16 protein-coding genes and 2 tRNA genes are annotated in these 19,179 nt (G+C 62.4%); 17 read left to right on the top strand and 1 reads right to left on the bottom strand.

Annotation, left to right across the window (positions count from 1 at the left end):
* Positions 1–668 precede the first annotated feature (668 nt).
* The 12 genes from GYA94_RS15110 (at position 669) to astE (ending at position 12,805) form a co-directional block, all read left to right on the top strand.
* The gene (locus GYA94_RS15110; protein WP_110678686.1) at positions 669–1,454 is read left to right on the top strand and encodes an ABC transporter substrate-binding protein; all 786 of its coding nucleotides are present in this window, start codon (positions 669–671) and stop codon (positions 1,452–1,454) included.
* Positions 1,455–1,541: 87 nt separating this feature from the next.
* Positions 1,542–2,231, top strand: a complete 690-nt coding sequence (locus GYA94_RS15105) for an ABC transporter permease (RefSeq protein WP_054881940.1) — start codon at positions 1,542–1,544, stop codon at positions 2,229–2,231.
* Positions 2,228–2,926, top strand: a complete 699-nt coding sequence (locus tag GYA94_RS15100) for an ABC transporter permease (protein ID WP_161892611.1) — start codon at positions 2,228–2,230, stop codon at positions 2,924–2,926. Before GYA94_RS15105 ends, GYA94_RS15100 begins: the two co-directional genes overlap by 4 nt.
* A gap of 22 nt (positions 2,927–2,948) precedes the next feature.
* The gene (locus tag GYA94_RS15095; RefSeq protein WP_009681485.1) at positions 2,949–3,713 is read left to right on the top strand and encodes an ABC transporter ATP-binding protein; all 765 of its coding nucleotides are present in this window, start codon (positions 2,949–2,951) and stop codon (positions 3,711–3,713) included.
* Positions 3,714–3,811: 98 nt separating this feature from the next.
* The gene (argR, locus tag GYA94_RS15090) at positions 3,812–4,792 is read left to right on the top strand and encodes a transcriptional regulator ArgR (protein ID WP_009681484.1); all 981 of its coding nucleotides are present in this window, start codon (positions 3,812–3,814) and stop codon (positions 4,790–4,792) included.
* A 371-nt stretch (positions 4,793–5,163) separates the two neighbouring features.
* Positions 5,164–6,384: an aspartate aminotransferase family protein gene (locus GYA94_RS15085; protein ID WP_161892610.1), complete on the top strand. Its 1,221-nt coding sequence runs from the start codon at positions 5,164–5,166 to the stop codon at positions 6,382–6,384.
* A 135-nt stretch (positions 6,385–6,519) separates the two neighbouring features.
* A complete protein-coding gene (gene aruF, locus GYA94_RS15080) occupies positions 6,520–7,539 on the top strand; it encodes an arginine/ornithine succinyltransferase subunit alpha (RefSeq protein ID WP_161892609.1) in 1,020 nt (339 codons plus the stop codon).
* A gap of 78 nt (positions 7,540–7,617) precedes the next feature.
* Entirely contained in the window at positions 7,618–8,646 is a 1,029-nt protein-coding gene (astA, locus tag GYA94_RS15075; RefSeq protein WP_054912724.1) for an arginine N-succinyltransferase, read from the top strand.
* Positions 8,647–10,110: a succinylglutamate-semialdehyde dehydrogenase gene (gene astD, locus GYA94_RS15070; RefSeq protein ID WP_054912725.1), complete on the top strand. Its 1,464-nt coding sequence runs from the start codon at positions 8,647–8,649 to the stop codon at positions 10,108–10,110.
* Positions 10,111–10,133: 23 nt separating this feature from the next.
* Complete coding sequence (gene astB, locus GYA94_RS15065; protein ID WP_009681478.1) at positions 10,134–11,483, top strand: N-succinylarginine dihydrolase; 1,350 nt, start codon at positions 10,134–10,136, stop codon at positions 11,481–11,483.
* Between the two features lie 13 nt (positions 11,484–11,496).
* A complete protein-coding gene (locus GYA94_RS15060; RefSeq protein WP_009681477.1) occupies positions 11,497–11,787 on the top strand; it encodes a hypothetical protein in 291 nt (96 codons plus the stop codon).
* A 10-nt stretch (positions 11,788–11,797) separates the two neighbouring features.
* Complete coding sequence (astE, locus tag GYA94_RS15055; RefSeq protein WP_110678696.1) at positions 11,798–12,805, top strand: succinylglutamate desuccinylase; 1,008 nt, start codon at positions 11,798–11,800, stop codon at positions 12,803–12,805.
* An 8-nt stretch (positions 12,806–12,813) separates the two neighbouring features.
* Here the strand turns inward: astE and GYA94_RS15050 are convergent, their stop codons facing one another.
* Positions 12,814–14,220, bottom strand: a complete 1,407-nt coding sequence (locus tag GYA94_RS15050; RefSeq protein WP_232108594.1) for a M91 family zinc metallopeptidase — start codon at positions 14,218–14,220, stop codon at positions 12,814–12,816.
* Positions 14,221–14,356: 136 nt separating this feature from the next.
* Between GYA94_RS15050 and alaS the strand changes: the two genes are divergently transcribed.
* From alaS to GYA94_RS15025, 5 genes are all read left to right on the top strand, one after another.
* Complete coding sequence (gene alaS, locus GYA94_RS15045) at positions 14,357–16,981, top strand: alanine--tRNA ligase (protein ID WP_110678698.1); 2,625 nt, start codon at positions 14,357–14,359, stop codon at positions 16,979–16,981.
* A gap of 145 nt (positions 16,982–17,126) precedes the next feature.
* Positions 17,127–18,362, top strand: coding sequence for an aspartate kinase (locus GYA94_RS15040; protein ID WP_009681473.1), 1,236 nt, complete (start codon positions 17,127–17,129; stop codon positions 18,360–18,362).
* A 165-nt stretch (positions 18,363–18,527) separates the two neighbouring features.
* On the top strand, positions 18,528–18,716 hold the full coding sequence (gene csrA, locus GYA94_RS15035; protein ID WP_003254503.1) for a carbon storage regulator CsrA: 189 nt from the start codon (positions 18,528–18,530) through the stop codon (positions 18,714–18,716).
* A 72-nt stretch (positions 18,717–18,788) separates the two neighbouring features.
* Positions 18,789–18,879, top strand: a tRNA-Ser gene (locus GYA94_RS15030).
* A gap of 106 nt (positions 18,880–18,985) precedes the next feature.
* A tRNA-Arg gene (locus GYA94_RS15025) sits at positions 18,986–19,062 on the top strand.
* Positions 19,063–19,179: the final 117 nt, after the last annotated feature.

The following is a 19,179-nucleotide window of genomic DNA, read 5'->3' as shown; positions in this document are numbered from 1 at the left end:
GAGCGCATCGCCACGCAAGGCCGCTGGTGTCTAGAGCAGGGGATCAGAAGCTGTCATTCACCGTTCCACTTGTGGGAGCGGGCGTGCCCGCGAACACCGGCGCAGCCGGTGCCAGACACCGCGTCGCCTGCTTCGCGGGCAAGCCCGCTCCCACAATGAATCGCGCAGGCTTTTCAAATTTTGGGAAAGACAGTTGCTCCTACAGGAACCCTGCCCGGGCAACCGGCGGGGTTTTTGCTTTACTGTTACCCGACAATCATCGGTAACCGTTGTGTCACCGGTGCCGCACAATGGCGGGGCGCGGGGAAACAAAACCGGCCCATTCCAGTGCAGCTTCATGGCATTTGCAGCCGTGCCGCTCGCCCCACTTGCCGTAATTCGAGGCTTTGCCAATAATAGGCCCAGGAATTGCTAGTTCTATAGGTTCTATTTCTTGCGCTTTTGCATATTTTGCAATGGCTGTCAACATCGCCCGCGGCGGTTTCAGGCGCTTCTATAAGTAGTTGTCGCTTTGAAGAAATATCGACTACCGGGCTGTCGTTAGAATGCCACACACTCGCTCGTGGTATGCGGCCTTGGTCGAACCCTGCGCGGCTCGCGTTGTACTCATTCGCATATCGGGCAGCCGTGATCTGCCTTGTATTGCCCCGTACCGATGGAGTTACCTGATGAAGAAGCTTGCACTGCTTGGCGCCCTGGCGTTGTCCGTGTTTTCCCTGGTGTCGCAGGCCGATGAAAAGCCGTTGAAAATCGGCATCGAGGCCGCCTACCCACCTTTCGCCTTCAAACAGCCCGACGGCAGCATCGCTGGCTTCGACTACGACATCGGCAACGCCTTGTGCGAAGAGATGAAGGCCAAGTGCACCTGGGTCGAGCAAGAATTCGATGGCCTGATTCCGGCGCTGAAGGTGCGCAAGATCGACGCCATCCTGTCGTCGATGTCGATCACCGAAGACCGCAAGAAGTCGGTCGACTTCACCAAGCGCTACTACCTGACGCCGGCGCGCCTGGTCATGAAGGAAGGCACCACCGTCAGCGACAGCCTGGACGAACTCAAGGGCAAGAAGATCGGCGTACAGCGCGGCTCGATCCACGACCGCTTCGCCAATGCAGTGCTGGGCGCCAAAGGTGTCACCGTCGTGCCTTACGGCACCCAGAACGAAATCTACCTGGACGTGGCAGCCGGTCGCCTCGATGGCACCGTGGCTGACGCCACCCTGCTGGAAGACGGTTTCCTGAAAACCGACGCCGGCAAGGGCTTTGCCTTCGTAGGCCCGGCCTTCACCGACGCGAAGTACTTCGGTGACGGTATCGGCATTGCCGTACGCAAGGGCGACGACGCCAACCGCGAGCGCATCAACAAGGCCATCGATGCCATCCGCGCCAACGGCAAGTACCAGGAAATCGAGAAGAAGTACTTCAACTTCGACATCTACGGTCCAGACTCGAACTAAGACGTCGGGTTTACCTGTGCAATGGTGCAAACAGCAGAGGCTCTGAGGTTTGCACCATTTTTCATTCTCTAGGTCGAGGACCTCATCATGTTGAAAGGCTACGGGGCAGTCATCCTCGACGGGGCGTGGCTGACGCTGCAGCTTGCCCTGTCGTCGATGGCCCTGGCCATCGTGCTCGGCCTGATCGGTGTGGCGCTGCGCTTGTCGCCGGTGCGCTGGCTGGCCTGGCTTGGCGATCTGTATTCCACGGTCATCCGTGGCATTCCGGACCTGGTCCTGATCCTGCTGATCTTCTACGGCGGTCAAGACATCATCAACCGGGTGGCGCCGCTGCTCGGCTACGAAGACTACATCGACCTCAACCCGCTGATCGCGGGCATCGGTACCCTGGGCTTCATCTTCGGTGCCTACCTGTCGGAAACCTTCCGCGGCGCCTTCCTCGGCATTCCCAAGGGGCAGGCCGAGGCGGGGTTCGCCTATGGCATGAGCGCGCGCCAGGTGTTCTTCCGTATCCAGGTACCGCAAATGATCCGCCTGGCGATTCCTGGTTTCACCAACAACTGGCTGGTGCTGACCAAAGCCACCGCGCTGATTTCGGTGGTCGGCCTGCAGGACATGATGTTCAAGGCCAAACAGGCGGCCGACGCCACGCGCGAGCCGTTCACCTTCTTCCTGGCGGTGGCCGCGTTGTACCTGGTGCTGACCAGTGTCTCGCTGCTGGCCCTGAAGTTTCTGGAGCGCCGCTACTCGGTGGGCGTCAAGGTGGCTGAACTATGATCTTCGACTACAACGTCATCTGGGAGGCGTTGCCGATGTACTTCGGCGGCCTGCTGACCACCCTCAAGCTGCTGGCCATTTCGTTGTTCTTCGGCTTGCTGGGGGCTATTCCGTTGGGCTTGATGCGGGTGTCGCGGCAGCCGGTGGTCAACTTCACCGCCTGGCTCTATACCTATGTGATCCGCGGGACGCCGATGCTGGTGCAGCTGTTTCTGATCTACTACGGCCTGGCCCAGTTCGAAGCGGTACGCGACAGTGCCTTCTGGCCGCTGTTGTCCAGCGCCACTTTCTGTGCGTGCCTGGCGTTTGGCATCAACACCAGTGCCTACACCGCAGAAATCATCGCCGGCAGCCTCAAGGCCACGCCGCATGGCGAGATCGAGGCGGCCAAGGCCATGGGCATGTCACGCATGAAGATGTACCGCCGCATCCTGCTGCCTTCGGCCCTGCGCCGGGCGCTGCCGCAGTACAGCAACGAAGTGATCATGATGCTGCAGACCACCAGCCTGGCGTCGATCGTCACCCTGATCGACATAACCGGCGCCGCACGCACGGTCAATGCGCAGTACTACCTGCCTTTCGAGGCCTATATCACGGCGGGCGTGTTCTACCTGTGCCTGACCTTCATCCTGGTGCGCCTGTTCAAGATGGCCGAACGCCGCTGGCTCGGCTACCTGGCGCCACGCAAGCACTGACCGCTTTGTGAGAATCGACAGCATGTACAAACTCGAAGTCCAAGACCTGCACAAGCGCTACGGCAGCCATGAAGTACTCAAGGGCGTGTCGCTGGCGGCCAAGGCCGGCGACGTCATCAGCATCATCGGCTCCAGCGGTTCGGGCAAGTCGACCTTCCTGCGTTGCATCAACCTGCTGGAGCAGCCGCACGCCGGCAAGATCCTGCTCAACAACGAAGAACTCAGGCTGGTCGCTGGCAAGGACGGCGCGCTGAAGGCCGCAGACCCGCGTCAGTTGCAGCGCATGCGCTCGCGGCTGTCGATGGTGTTTCAGCATTTCAACCTGTGGTCGCACATGACCGCGCTGGAGAACATCATCGAGGCGCCGGTGCATGTGTTGGGCGTGAACCGCAAGGAAGCCCTGGAAAAGGCCGAGCACTACCTGGCCAAGGTGGGTGTCGCCCACCGCAAGGACGCCTTCCCGGGGCACATGTCTGGCGGGGAGCAACAACGTGTGGCAATTGCCCGCGCCCTGGCGGTGGAGCCGGAGGTTATGCTGTTCGACGAGCCGACTTCGGCACTCGACCCCGAGTTGGTCGGCGATGTGCTGAAGGTAATGCAGGCGCTGGCCCAGGAAGGCCGGACCATGGTCGTGGTCACCCACGAAATGGGCTTTGCCCGCGAGGTGTCCAACCAGTTGGTGTTCTTGCACAAGGGGCTGGTGGAAGAGACCGGCTGCCCGCGTGAAGTGCTGGCCAACCCGCAGTCGGAACGCCTGAAGCAGTTCCTCTCCGGCAGCCTGAAGTAAAAGCTGCATTTTTGCACCAGAATAGGGCATGCTGCGCGGCGAGCGCGGCCTGACCCGGCGCACAGACTCGAACGACCTCAGGTTTCGGACCGTACCTTATGACCACCCAGCGAATCGGTTTTCTCATCTGGCCCAGCACCAGGCCCTTGACCCTGGCGCTGGCCGAGGAAGTGTTGCAGGTGGCGCAGCGGGTGCATCCGGACGTGGTCTACGAACTGTCGTTCCTGCAGGCTGAGCCTGCGCCGGAAGGTGCCTGGCGCCTGCCAGGCGAGCCCTGGAACGGTGGCCTGGAAGGTTGTCACAAGCTGTTCCTGCTGGCAGACGAGCCACCCGTGGCGGTAGGGGCTGCGTTGTCGGCCGCGCTCAAGCAACTGGCGCGCAGCGGCTGCATGATCGGGGGGCTTGCAGCCGGTGTGTACCCGCTGGCGATGCTGGGTTTGCTCGATGGTTACCGGGCTGCCGTGCACTGGCGTTGGCAGGATGATTTTGCCGAGCGCTTCCCCAGGGTCATCGCCACCAGCCACCTGTTTGACTGGGATCGTGACCGCCTCACGGCGTGCGGCGGCATGGCCGTTACCGACCTGCTGCTGGCGGTGCTGGCCCGCGATCACGGCGCCGAGCTTGCCGGTGCGGTGTCGGAGGAACTGGTGGTCGAGCGTATCCGCGAGGGGGGCGAGCGCCAACGTATTCCGCTGCAGAATCGTCTCGGCTCCAGCCACCCCAAGCTGACCCAGGCGGTGTTGCTGATGGAAGCCAATATCGAAGAACCGCTGACCACCGACGAAATTGCCCAGCACGTATGCGTCTCGCGCCGGCAGTTGGAGCGCATTTTCAAGCAGTACCTGAACCGCGTGCCGAGCCAGTACTACCTGGAGCTGCGGCTGAACAAGGCGCGGCAGATGCTGATGCAGACCAGCAAATCGATCATCCAGATCGGGCTTTCCTGTGGTTTCTCGTCGGGGCCGCATTTTTCCAGTGCGTACCGCAATTTCTTTGGTGCTACGCCGCGGGAAGACCGTAACCAGCGGCGTAGCAGCAGCCCGTTCGAGTTGAGTTCGGCGCCGGCTGAAAAGGGTTGATAGCTCGGTTGGGGCCGGGGTGTATGCCTTGAGGGTGATGGTAGGGCGGATATCGTGCGCCGCGCTACTAGAACAACGTCATGCACCCGCCACGGCGCGATACCAACGCCTCACACCCGCTACGGCATAAAAATATCGGCTTGCACCTTCTACTCCTTCATCTCCAGGTGAACACCCGTTCACCCAGCCCCCTCTCTCCCGTACACTGCGCGATTGCGACAGTGTTTGTCGCATTGCCGAAAACCTTGCTAAAACTGGGTTTTGCGCTGTAACAAGTTGTCGCTTGGCCGCAAGGACAGGCGCAGATCAGTCCTTACAATCCCCCCATCGCTCGCCACTTCCAGGCCAGCGTTCCTCTCCAGGAGACTCAGATGTCCGTTGAGCAAGCCCCGGTGCAACGTGCCGATTTCGACCAGGTCATGGTCCCCAACTATTCTCCGGCGGCCTTCATTCCTGTGCGAGGCGAGGGTTCCCGTGTCTGGGACCAGTCCGGTCGCGAGTTGATCGACTTTGCCGGCGGCATCGCGGTAAACGCCCTGGGCCACTGCCACCCGGCGCTGGTCAAGGCCCTGACCGAGCAGGCCAACACCCTCTGGCACGTTTCCAACGTATTCACCAACGAACCGGCCCTGCGCCTGGCCCACAAGCTGGTAAGCGCCACCTTTGCCGACCGTGCGTTCTTCTGCAACTCCGGCGCCGAGGCCAACGAGGCTGCCTTCAAGCTGGCCCGCCGGGTTGCCCATGACCGCTTCGGCCCTGAAAAGCACGAAATCATCGCCACCGTGAACAGTTTCCACGGTCGTACCCTGTTTACCGTCAGCGTCGGCGGCCAGCCGAAGTACTCCGATGGCTTCGGCCCGAAGATCACCGGCATCAGCCACGTGCCGTACAACGACCTGGAAGCGTTGAAGGCACAGATTTCCGACAAGACGTGCGCCGTGGTGATCGAGCCGATCCAGGGTGAGAGCGGCGTGGTGCCGGCCGACAAGGCTTACCTGGAAGGCGCTCGCAAGCTGTGTGACGAGCACAATGCCCTGCTGATCTTCGACGAAGTGCAGACGGGTGTGGGCCGTACCGGCTCGCTGTATGCCTACCAGCACTACGGCGTGACCCCGGATATCCTCACCAGCGCCAAGAGCTTGGGCGGTGGCTTCCCGATCGGCGCCATGCTGACCACCACCGAGCTGGCCAAGCACCTGGCTGTGGGCACCCACGGCACCACCTACGGCGGCAACCCGCTGGGCTGCGCGGTTGCCTGCGCGGTGCTGGACGTGGTCAACACCCCGGAAACCCTGGCCGGCATCAATGCCAAGCACGCGCGGTTCAAGGCCCGCCTGGAGCAGATCGGGCAGAAGTACAGCCTGTTCAGCCAGGTGCGTGGTGTTGGCCTGCTGCTGGGTTGCGTCTTGGCCGAGGCCTGGCAAGGCAAGGCCAAGGACGTACTCAATGCCGCCGAGAAAGAAGGCGTGATGGTGCTGCAGGCCGGTCCGGACGTGGTCCGCTTCGCGCCAAGCCTGGTGGTTGAAGACGCCGATATCGATGCAGGCCTGGACCGCTTCGAGCGCGCCGTTGCCACGCTGACCCAAGGCTGATCCGCCTGCGGTCCCTTCGCCGGCCGCAGCCAAGGTTGTACCAGGCCGGCGATTTGCGATTCCACAGCAGGTGCCCATGCGCCTGCCGTTTTTCCGTGCCGCCATGAGCGGCCCGTATTCCAAAGGAGTGACACCATGCTGGTGATGCGCCCCGCGCAAATGGCTGATCTGAACGAAGTGCAGCGCATGGCTGCCGACAGCCCCATTGGTGTCACCTCGCTGCCGGACGACTCTGCTCGCCTGGGCGACAAGATTGCCGCCTCCGAGACGTCCTTCGCCGCGGAGGTCAGCTTCAATGGCGAGGAAAGCTACTTCTTCGTGCTCGAAGACAGCGAAACCGGCAAGCTCGCCGGCTGCTCGGCCATCGTGGCCTCGGCTGGCTACTCCGAGCCGTTCTACAGTTTTCGCAACGAGACCTTCGTGCACGCCTCGCGCGAGCTGAAGATCCACAACAAGATCCACGTGCTCTCGCTGTGCCATGACCTGACCGGCAACAGCCTGCTGACCAGTTTCTACGTGTTGCCAGAGCTGGTGAACAGCGGCTGGGCCGAACTCAATTCCCGCGGCCGCCTGCTGTTCATGGCTGCGCACCCGGAACGCTTCGCTGACTCGGTGGTGACCGAGATCGTCGGTTACAGCGACGAAAAGGGCGAATCGCCGTTCTGGGACGCCATTGGGCGCAATTTCTTCGACCTCAACTATGCCGATGCCGAGCGCCTGTGCGGCCTGAAGAGCCGCACCTTTCTCGCCGAACTCATGCCGCACTACCCGATCTACGTGCCGCTGCTGCCAGACCTGGCGCAGGAAGCCATGGGTCAGGTGCACCCGCGGGCGCAGATCACCTTCGACATCCTCATGCGTGAGGGCTTCGAGACCGAGCACTACATCGACATCTTCGACGGCGGCCCTACCCTGCATGCGCGTACCTCGGGCATCCGCTCGATCGCCCAGAGCCGGGTGGCCCCAGTGAAAATCGACGACGCGCCAACCAAGGGCGGGCGCCCGTACCTGGTGTGCAACGGCCTGTTGCAGGACTACCGGGCAGTGCTGCTGGAGCTGGATTGGGTGCCCGGCAAGCCGGTCAGCCTGAACGTTGCAGCAGCCGAGGCGCTGGGCGTGGGCGAGGGCGCCAGCGTGCGCCTTGTGGCGGCCTGAAGCCTGGCAACAGGCGTTTCGGGATTGATGCGTTAGCAGAGTTTCGCGCCGGCCCATGCCGCCGCACAAGGAGATAGCATGATCGTTCGTCCTGTACGCAGCAGCGATTTGCCTGCGTTGATCGAATTGGCACGCAGCACCGGCACCACCGGGCTGACCACGCTGCCGGCCAACGAAGAGCGCCTGGAGCATCGCGTAGGTTGGGCGGAAAAGAGCTTTCGGGGCGAGGCCGAGCGCGGCGACACCGACTACCTGTTCGTGCTGGAAAACGACGAAGGCCTGGTGGTAGGCATCAGTGCCATCGCCGGTGCCGTAGGCTTGCGCGAGCCTTGGTACAACTACCGGGTCGGCCTGACCGTCAGTGCCTCGCAGGAGCTGAAGATCTACCGCGAAATCCCCACGCTGTTTCTGGCCAACGACCTGACCGGCAACTCCGAGCTGTGCTCGCTGTTCCTGCGCAGCGACTACCGCGCCGGGCTCAACGGCCGCTTGCTGTCGCGGGCGCGCATGCTGTTCATTGCCGAGTTCCCCGAGTTGTTCGGCAAGAAGATCATCGCCGAAATGCGCGGCATGTCGGATGAGCAGGGGCGTTCGCCGTTCTGGGAAAGCCTGGGCCGGCACTTCTTCAAGATGGAGTTCAGCCAGGCGGACTACCTGACCGGCGTGGGCAACAAGTCGTTCATCGCCGAGCTGATGCCGAAGTTCCCACTGTACACCTGCTTCCTGTCCGACGCGGCGCGCAACGTGATCGGCCGTGTGCACAAGGACACCGAGCCGGCACTGGCCATGCTCAAGCAGGAAGGTTTCACTTACCAGGGCTACGTCGACATTTTCGACGCCGGCCCGGCCATCGAGTGTGACACCGCCAGGATCCGCGCCGTGCGCGACAGCCAGACGCTGGTGCTGGCGGTCGGCACGCCGGGCGATGACGCCACCCCCTACATCATCCACAACCGCAAGCGCGACGACTGCCGTATCACCGCTGCACCTGCGCGCTTGGCCGCCGGAACCCTGGTGGTCGACCCGCTGACCGCCAAACGCCTGCGCATGGGCGCTGGCGACAATGTGCGCGCTGTGCCCATGTCGGCGAGCCGGGAGGGCCAATAAATGACCACGCACTACATCGCCGGCAATTGGCAGGCCGGCCAGGGCGAGCCCCTGCAATCGCTGAACCCGGTCACCCAGGCCGTGATCTGGCAGGGGCAGGGCGCCGACGCCAGCCAGGTCGGCGCCGCCGTTGAGGCTGCGCGCCAGGCGTTCCCAGCCTGGGCGCAACTGAGCCTCGACGCGCGCATCGGTGTGCTGGAGCAGTTTGCCGCACAATTGAAGGCGCATGCCGAAGCCATGGCCCAGTGCATTGGCGAGGAAACCGGCAAGCCGCTGTGGGAGTCGGCCACCGAAGTGACCAGCATGGTCAACAAGGTGGCCATTTCCATACAAAGTTACCGCGAGCGCACCGGTGAAAAGAGCGGCCCGCTGGCCGATGCCACGGCAGTGCTGCGGCACAAGCCCCATGGTGTGGTCGCGGTGTTCGGCCCTTACAACTTCCCTGGCCACCTGCCGAACGGGCATATCGTTCCGGCGCTGCTGGCGGGCAACTGCGTGGTGTTCAAACCGAGTGAGCTGACCCCCAAGGTGGCGGAACTGACAGTGCACTGCTGGATCGCCGCCGGCCTGCCGGCGGGTGTGCTGAACCTGGTTCAGGGCGGGCGTGAAACCGGTGTGGCACTGGCTGGCGACCCAGGTATCGATGGCGTGTTCTTTACCGGTTCCAGCCGCACTGGCAACCTGTTGCACCAGCAGTTTGCCGGGCGCCCGGACAAGATCCTGGCGCTGGAAATGGGTGGCAACAACCCATTGCTGGTAGACGAGGTCAAGGACCTCGACGCTGCGGTTTACACCATCATTCAGTCGGCGTTCATTTCCGCCGGCCAGCGCTGCACCTGCGCACGTCGCCTGCTGGTGCCCCAGGGTGCCTGGGGCGATGCGCTGCTCGCGCGCCTGGTCGAGGTGTGCAGAACCATCACGGTGGGGGCGTTCGATGAACAGCCGGCACCGTTCATGGGCTCGGTGATTTCGCTGCAGGCCGCGCAGGCGCTGCTGGCTGCCCAGGCCGAACTGGCCGCCAAGGGTGGGGTGAAACTGCTGGAAATGACGCAGCCGCAAGCCGATGCCGCATTGCTTACCCCTGGCATCGTCGATGTCAGCGCCGTGGCGCAGCGCCCGGATGAAGAGTTCTTCGGGCCGCTGCTGCAAGTGGTCCGCTATGCCGATTTCGATGCGGCCATCGATGAAGCCAACAACACCCAGTACGGCCTGGCTGCCGGCCTGCTGTCCGATTCGCGCGCCCGCTACCAGCATTTCTGGCTGCGCAGCCGCGCCGGCATCGTCAACTGGAACAAGCAACTGACCGGTGCAGCCAGCAGTGCACCCTTCGGTGGCGTCGGTGCCAGTGGCAACCATCGCGCCAGTGCCTATTACGCGGCCGACTACTGCGCTTACCCCGTGGCTTCGCTGGAGACTGCCAGCCTTGCCTTGCCGGCCACCCTTACGCCGGGCGTCACCCTATAACAACAGGTCACGGAGCCTTGCCGATGAAATCCTATGAAGTGAATTTTGATGGCCTGGTGGGGCCTACCCACAACTACGGCGGCCTGTCCTACGGTAACGTGGCTTCGCAAAGCAACAGCCAGCAAGGCTCCAGCCCGCGCGAAGCTGCACGCCAGGGCCTGGCGAAGATGAAGGCATTGGCCGACATGGGCTTCAAGCAGGGCGTGCTGGCGCCGCAGGAGCGCCCGGATGTGGCCGCGCTCCGCCGTCTGGGCTTCAGCGGCAGCGATGCCGACGTGATCCAGCGCGCTGCCAAAGAGGCCATGCCGTTGCTGGTGGCCACCTGTTCGGCTTCGAGCATGTGGGTGGCCAACGCTGCCACGGTCAGCCCCAGTGCCGACACCGCCGATGGCCGCGTGCACTTCACTGCCGCCAACCTCAATTGCAAATACCACCGCAGCATCGAGCACCCGACCACCAGTCGCGTGCTGGCCGCGATGTTCAACGACGAGCAACGCTTCGCCCACCACCCGGCGTTGCCTGCCGTGGCGCAGTTCGGTGACGAGGGCGCTGCCAACCATACGCGCTTCTGCCGCGCCTATGGGGAGGCTGGCGTGGAGTTCTTCGTCTACGGCCGCAGTGCATTCGACAGCCGTTACCCGGCACCGCAGAAATACCCCGCCCGGCAGACCCTGGAGGCCTCCCAGGCCGTGGCCCGTTTGCATGGCCTGCATGAGGACGGGGTGGTCTACGCTCAACAGAACCCGGCGGTGATCGACCAGGGCGTGTTCCACAATGACGTGATTGCGGTGGGCAATGGCGAGGTGCTGTTCTACCACGAGGACGCTTTCCTCGAGACTGACACGGTACTGGGCCAGTTGCGCGCTAAACTGGCCAGCAAGGGCGGCCGTTTCCAGGCCATCTGCGTGCCGCGCTCGGCAGTGGCGGTAGAGGATGCAGTGCGTTCCTACCTGTTCAACAGCCAGTTGCTCAGCCGTGACGACGGCTCCATGCTGCTGGTGGTGCCGGAAGAGTGCCGCAACAATGAACGCGTCTGGGCGTACCTTGGGCAGTTGACCCGCCAGGGCGGCCCGGTGAAGGAGGTCAAGGTGTTCGACCTCAAGCAGAGCATGCAGAACGGCGGTGGCCCGGCTTGCCTGCGTTTGCGCGTGGCCTTGAATGAAACGGAACTGGCGGCGGTCAACCAAGGCGTTATCATGACCGCCCCGCTGTACGACACCCTACTGCAATGGGTCGACAAGCACTACCGTGATCGCCTGGTCGAGGCGGACCTGGCCGACCCGCAACTGCTGGTGGAGTGCCGTACCGCACTGGATGAATTGACCCAGATTCTGAAGTTGGGCTCGGTGTACCCGTTCCAACGCCAACCTTGAAGAGAGAATTGTAATGACCGACGCCCTGCGCCTGATCCTCGAAGATGAAGACGGCACCCAGCTCGAAACCTCCTGCACCCGTTTTGCCGTGGTTTGGCAAGGCAAGGAAGTGTGGATCCAGCAGGATGGCCGCGGCCAGTTGCTGATCGGTGTGGATGTCGAGGAAGGCGACGCCGAGTACGCCAACCTGCTGCTGCGGCCCATGGCCACCAACCTGGTCAGCCTGCAGCTGGAAATGGAACCTGCAGAGCTTGGCGAAGACGACGATCACGTCCATGGCCCCGACTGCGGCCACACCCACTAAGGAAGTTCCTATGCTCGCCCTTGGTAAATTGCTTGAGCTGACCCTCACCGATCACGAACCGGCCGAGAAGACCCAAGTGACCACCAAGGGCACGCGTTTGCGCTGGCTAGGGGAGGGGGCGCTCGAAGTGCGCCCACCCGACAGCGAGGATTGCGGCCTGGACTTGCTGTTGTCTGCCGGTATTCATGGTAACGAGACAGCGCCGATCGAGTTGCTCGAACGGCTGCTGCATGGCGTGGCCGACGGGTCGATCAAGCCCAAGGCGCGGGTGTTGTTCCTGTTCGGCAACCCTGTGGCGATGCGCAAGGGTGAGCGTTTCATCGAACAGGACATCAACCGCCTGTTCAACGGGCGCCATGAGCTGTCCAGCGGTTTCGAGGCGTTGCGTGCGGCCGAGCTCGAGCAGTTCGCCCGGGTGTTCTTCAGCAAGCCGGAGCGCAGCCGCCTGCATTACGACCTGCATACTGCCATCCGCGGTTCGAAAATCGAGCAGTTTGCCTTGTACCCCTATAAAGAGGGGCGCCAGCACTCCCGTCGCCAACTGGCACGCCTGGCAGCGGCGGGCATGCAGGCGGTGTTGCTGCAAAGCAAGCCTTCCATCACCTTCAGCGCCTTTACCTACGAACAGCTGGAGGCTGAAGCCTTCACCCTGGAGCTGGGCAAGGCCCGCCCGTTCGGCCAGAACGAGCAAGTCAACCTCGACAAGCTCGAAGACCGCCTGATCAGGATCATCGCGGCTGAAGAACCCGAGGACGGGGACTCGCTGGAGGGCCTGCAGCTGTTCAGTGTCTCCCGCGAAATCATCAAGCACAGCGACAGCTTTCACCTGCACCTGCCGGCGGATATCGAGAATTTTTCCGAACTGAGCAAAGGTTACCTGCTGGCTGAAGACCTGGCCGAGATGCGCTGGGTGGTCGAGGAAGAGGGCACGCGCATCATCTTCCCCAACCCCAAGGTCAAGAATGGCCTCAGGGCAGGGCTTCTGATCGTGCCCGATGCGGGGCAGCGGTTGAGCTGAGGGGTTGCTTACAGTTGCGTGCGCAGTTCCAGTTGCAGTGCCTGGCGTAATCCGTTCTCAGTGAAAGCGGCGGGGTTGGTGTTCAGCGCAGTAGCGCCTCCAAAGTTGAATTTGCAGTCGGTGGGTAAGCCGATGCTCTGCAGTAACAGGTTGTCTACCGGGTAGGCGCCGTAAGTGCCCTGAACCTCTGTCTGGCCTGGGAACACGGTGCCGGTCATGGAGTTCCAGCCCTGGCACAGGCAGCGGTACAGGTCCAGCAGCGGCAATTGGGTTGCCGTCGACCAATTCGGGTTGTAGGCCAGCATGCCACCGCTGTAGCCCCAGCTGCTCTGGTTTTCGTTGATGATGAAGTGGCCTTCGTCTTCGTCCTGCTCGTCATCGCTGGGCGTGTAGCAAGTGAACTGTTGCCTGGCCGCTTCGCTCACCCTGATCGGTTTTCCGGTATGCCTGGCCTTGTTGTCCAGGCCTGCCAGCAGTGCTTGGCCGCACGGCAATTTGCGCATCAGCACCAGCACATCTTCTACCGCCTGGCGGAACGCCTCATCACCCGTCACTTGCACGCCGACGCGGCCTAGCGCCTGATGCTCGGCCGCTACAGGCTGGGCCAGGTGCGCATCGTACGCCGTGTTGCGGTAGAGCACGGTGCTGGAATTGGCCTGGCCAAGCAGGCAGTGGCCGGTGACATTGACCACCGCATCGCCTTTGTCGATCAGGACAGGGCCGCTACCGACGACTACCTGGTGCGTGCCGGTGTGCGCATCGATGTGCACCATGCCGGCCCCTGTCTCGATGCTGTTGCCGCTGCCGATCATGTCGATCAGTACCGGCTTGCGGACCTGCCCGGTAATGACCACCTGATGCCCGCCGTCGGTCAGGCGAATGGCAATGGCTTCAGCGGTATGCTGGGCGACCATGAATACGGCGCCGTTGACCGTGACTTCCAGCAAGCAGTCGTGGGTCGCGATCTGCACGCGTTTTTGCCGTGCGTCCGAACCTGTGGCGCGCGGGGCGACATTGAACACCAGCAGCTCGGTGCTGGGCGCCAGGCGACGGTAGCGTCGCCCCAGCGCATAGGCGCGTTCCAGGGTGATACGCACATTGTCATCAGCCTGGATGTACTTCACCTCCGTCTGCTGCTGGGGGTGGTCCTTGTTGATGAATGCGGTGTGGTGGCTGCCAGCCTGCCGATCGTCGAGGTAATAGACGGGGCTGGCATTGATCAATGGCGTAGGGTGGGGGAGCGGGTGTGGGTCCGAGTGCAGTTTGGACAGGTTCAGCTCAGGCATGGCGCATTCCGGTATCGAGAAGAAAGGCGCAGCATCCCCTTTGGGCTGGGTGCCCAGGTGTTGCTTATGTACCGCCAGCGTGGCCGTGCAGCGCTGCCAGGCGACCTTGACAGTGTCGATGAACGGCATTTCATCCGCGCAATGCCGTTCTGGTGTACAAACACACTGTATCTCCTGTTCAGGCTGGCTATAATGGCGCCCTTTGCCGTCGTTTCGTCGATTCGACGTATTAGCCCAAACGGCCGCCGTTTCCGTGGAAGAACCTATGAAAAGCGCAGAAATCCGTGAAGCCTTCCTTCGCTTCTTCGAAGAGCAGGGCCATACCCGAGTTGCCTCCAGTTCGCTGATCCCGAACAACGACCCGACCCTGCTGTTCACCAACGCAGGCATGAACCAGTTCAAGGACTGCTTCCTCGGTGCCGAGAAGCGTGCCTATACCCGTGCGGTCAGCAGCCAGAAGTGCGTGCGCGCGGGCGGCAAGCACAACGACCTGGAAAACGTCGGTTACACCGCGCGTCACCACACGTTCTTCGAAATGCTGGGCAACTTCAGCTTCGGCGACTACTTCAAGCGCGACGCCATCACCTTCGCCTGGACCTTCCTGACCTCGGAAAAATGGCTGAACCTGCCCAAGGAAAAGCTCTGGGTCACGGTCTACGCCACCGACGACGAAGCCTACGACATCTGGACCAAGGAAGTAGGCGTGCCTGCCGAGCGCATGGTGCGCATCGGTGACAACAAGGGCGCCCCCTACGCATCCGACAACTTCTGGACCATGGGCGATACTGGCCCGTGCGGCCCATGCACCGAGATCTTCTACGACCACGGCCCGGACATCTGGGGTGGCCCGCCCGGTTCGCCGGAAGAAGACGGTGACCGCTACATCGAGATCTGGAACAACGTCTTCATGCAGTTCAACCGCACTGCCGATGGCGTGCTGCACCCACTGCCAGCGCCGTCGGTGGACACCGGCATGGGCCTGGAGCGTGTCAGCGCCGTGCTGCAGCACGTGCACTCCAACTACGAGATCGACCTGTTCCAGAACCTGCTGGCAGCGGCGGCCAAGGCCATCGGTTGCAGCAATAACGGCCAGGCTTCGCTGAAAGTGGTGGCCGACCACATCCGCTCCTGCGGCTTCCTGATTGCCGACGGCGTGCTGCCATCCAACGAAGGCCGTGGCTATGTACTGCGCCGCATCATCCGCCGCGCTTGCCGCCACGGTAACAAGCTGGGCGCCAAGGGCAGCTTCTTCTACCAGATCGTTGCTGCCCTGGTGGCCGAAATGGGCGAAGCCTTCCCCGAGCTGACCAGCCAGCAAGCGCACATCGAGCGCGTGCTCAAGGCCGAAGAAGAGCAGTTCGCCAAGACCCTGGAGCAGGGCCTGCGCATCCTCGAGCAAGATCTGGCCCAGTTGCAAGGCGCCGTGGTACCCGGCGATGTGGTGTTCAAGCTGTATGACACCTACGGTTTCCCGATGGACCTGACGGCCGACATTGCCCGGGAGCGCGAGCTGACCATCGACGAAGCCGGCTTCGAGCGTGAAATGGACGCCCAGCGTGAGCGCGCACGTTCTGCCAGCGCCTTCGGCATGGACTACAACAGCCTGGTCAAGGTCGACAGCGCCACCGAGTTCCTCGGTTACGACGCAACCGAAGGCCAGGGCAAGATCATCGCCCTGTACAAGGACGGCCAATCGGTCGACCAGCTGGGGGTGGGCGAGCAGGGCGTAGTGGTGCTCGACCGCACGCCGTTCTACGCCGAGTCCGGCGGCCAGGTGGGTGACAGCGGGTACCTGCAGGCGGGTGCTGCACGCTTCGACGTACGCGATACCACCAAGACCGGCGGGGCCTTCCTGCACCACGGTGTGGTCACCAGCGGTGCGCTGCTGATCGGTGCGCCAGTGGAGGCCAAGGTCGATGCAGACGTTCAGCACGCCACCTCGCTGAACCACTCGGCTACCCACCTGCTGCACGAAGCGTTGCGTCAGGTGCTGGGTGAGCACGTGCAACAGAAGGGCTCGCTGGTCGACAGCCAGCGCCTGCGTTTCGACTTCAGCCACTTCGAAGCAGTGAAGCCGGAGCAGCTCAAGCAGCTGGAAGACATCGTCAACCGCGAAGTGCGCAAGAACACCCCGGTCGAGACCGAACTGACCGACATCGAAACCGCCAAGGCCAAAGGTGCCATGGCGCTGTTCGGTGAGAAATACGGCGATACCGTGCGCGTGCTGACCATGGGTGGCGATTTCTCGGTAGAGCTGTGTGGCGGTATCCACGCCAAGCGTACCGGTGACATCAGCCTGTTCAAGATCATCAGCGAAGGCGGCGTGGCCTCTGGCGTACGCCGTATCGAAGCAGTCACCGGCGCCGCTGCGCTGGCCTACCTGAACGCTGCCGAAGAGCAGGTCAAGGAAGCCGCGCAACTGGTCAAGGGTAACCGTGACAACCTGATCGACAAGTTGTCGGCTGTGCTTGAGCGCAACCGTCAGCTGGAGAAGCAGCTGGAACAGCTGCAGGCCAAGGCCGCCAGCGCCGCAGGGGACGATCTCTCCAACGCGGCTGTTGAGGTCAAGGGTGCCAAGGTCCTCGCCGCCCGCCTGGATGGGCAGGATGGCAAGGCCCTGCTGGCCCTGGTCGATCAGTTGAAGAACAAGCTCGGCCACGCAGTGATCCTGCTGGGCAGCGAGCATGAGGGCAAGGTCGTGTTGGTGGCCGGCGTGACCAAGGACCTCTCCAGCCAACTCAAGGCTGGCGATCTGATGAAGCAAGCCGCTGCGGCGGTGGGTGGCAAGGGCGGTGGCCGTCCGGACATGGCCCAGGGCGGTGGCGTCGACGTCGCTGCGCTGGACAAGGCCCTGGCGCTGGCCGTGCCATTCGCAGAGCAGGGACTTTGAGATGAAGGGGTAGGCGGTTCAGTGGCGGGTGTGAAGCCCCCGGGTGCCGCACCCGGGGGGAGGCAGCAGCGTCACCGGCCACTTCCGCCACCCCTTCATGTTGGATTGTTTTTTGGGGCCCTGTATGGGCTGAGGCACCATTGAAATGGCGTTGATCGTACAGAAATTTGGCGGCACCTCTGTCGGTTCCATCGAGCGGATCGAGCAGGTAGCCGATAAGGTCAAGAAACACCGTGAAGCGGGCGACGACCTGGTCGTCGTGCTGTCGGCCATGAGCGGTGAAACCAATCGCCTGATCGACCTGGCCAAGCAGATCACCGATCAGCCGGTTCCGCGTGAACTGGACGTGATCGTGTCGACCGGTGAGCAGGTGACCATTGCCTTGCTGACCATGGCCTTGATCAAGCGTGGTGTGCCAGCGGTGTCCTACACCGGCAACCAGGTGCGCATTCTCACTGACAGCGCGCACAACAAGGCGCGCATCCTGCAAATCGACGACCACAAGATTCGTGCCGACCTCAAGGAAGGCCGCGTGGTCGTGGTTGCGGGCTTCCAGGGGGTCGACGAGCACGGCAGCATCACCACCCTCGGTCGCGGCGGCTCCGACACCACCGGCGTGGCCCTGGCGGCGGCGCTGAAAGCTGACGAGTGCCAGATCTACACCGATGTGGATGGCGTCTACACCACCGACCCGCGCGTAGTGCCGCAGGCCCGTCGCCTGGAGAAGATCACCTTCGAAGAGATGCTGGAAATGGCCAGCCTCGGTTCCAAGGTGCTGCAGATCCGTTCGGTGGAGTTCGCCGGCAAGTACAACGTTCCGCTGCGCGTGCTGCACAGCTTCAAGGAGGGTCCGGGTACCCTCATTACCATTGATGAAGAGGAATCCATGGAACAGCCGATCATTTCCGGTATCGCCTTCAACCGTGATGAAGCCAAGCTGACCATTCGCGGCGTGCCGGACACCCCGGGCGTGGCCTTCAAGATCCTCGGCCCGATCAGTGCTTCGAACATCGAAGTGGACATGATCGTGCAGAACGTTGCCCACGATAACACCACCGACTTCACCTTCACCGTGCACCGCAACGAGTACGAGAAGGCGCAGAGCGTGCTGGAAAACACCGCCCGCGAAATCGGTGCCCGCGAAGTGATCGGCGACACCAAGATCGCCAAGGTCTCCATCGTTGGCGTCGGCATGCGCTCGCACGCCGGGGTTGCCAGCCGCATGTTCGAGGCGCTGGCCAAGGAGAGCATCAACATCCAGATGATCTCCACCTCCGAGATCAAGGTTTCGGTCGTGATCGAAGAAAAGTACCTGGAGCTGGCCGTACGCGCGCTGCACACCGCGTTCGAGCTTGACGCCCCTGCCCGACAGGGCGAGTAAGGCGCTGCACTGCAAGGGCGCGGCACCAGCCGCGCCCTTCGTGTTTCTGCTCGCTGCGCAGGCCCTGTCCTGCCCTGTGCAGCGTGCTGCCGGGCTGGTCGTCGTCCGCGGCCGGCCCTGACCCCAAGACTGTTACCCCTGAATGTTTTGCGTAAGGAGAAAGCTATGTTGATTCTGACTCGTCGGTGCGCCGAGAGCCTGATCATTGGAGACGGCGAGATTACCGTGACGGTGCTCGGCGTGAAGGGCAACCAGGTACGTATAGGCGTTAGCGCGCCGAAGGAAGTGGCTGTTCACCGCGAGGAAATCTACCTGCGGATCAAGAAAGAGAAGGATGAAGAGCCAAGCCTTTAATTTTTTTGAAGTTTTTTTCAAAAAAAGGGTTGCAAAGGTGAAAGAGGTTCTTTAATATTCGCCTCGTGTTGCGGTGAGGTGGCCGAGTGGCCGAAGGCGCTCCCCTGCTAAGGGAGTATACCTCATAAGGGTATCGGGGGTTCGAATCCCCCCTTCACCGCCATTATTTGCGTAGGGCGCTGTAACGGGTAGGAACGCTAAGTAGTTGATTTTAAACGAAAACGTTCTTGCAAAAATGTTTCAGCGACCTATAATGCGCGGCAAGACACGGACTCATAGCTCAGCTGGATAGAGTACTCGGCTACGAACCGAGCGGTCGCAGGTTCGAATCCTGCTGAGTCCGCCACTTTTTGAAGTGGTTTTGCTTGCAAGGCTGCTTCAGTCAACCAGCGGTATCTGGTCTAAAACTGCCAATCGCGGACTCATAGCTCAGCTGGATAGAGTACTCGGCTACGAACCGAGC

This window comes from Pseudomonas juntendi (assembly GCF_009932375.1).
Taxonomy (GTDB): Bacteria; Pseudomonadota; Gammaproteobacteria; order Pseudomonadales; family Pseudomonadaceae; genus Aquipseudomonas; species Aquipseudomonas juntendi.
This window is presented reverse-complemented; position numbering and strand designations above follow the sequence as displayed.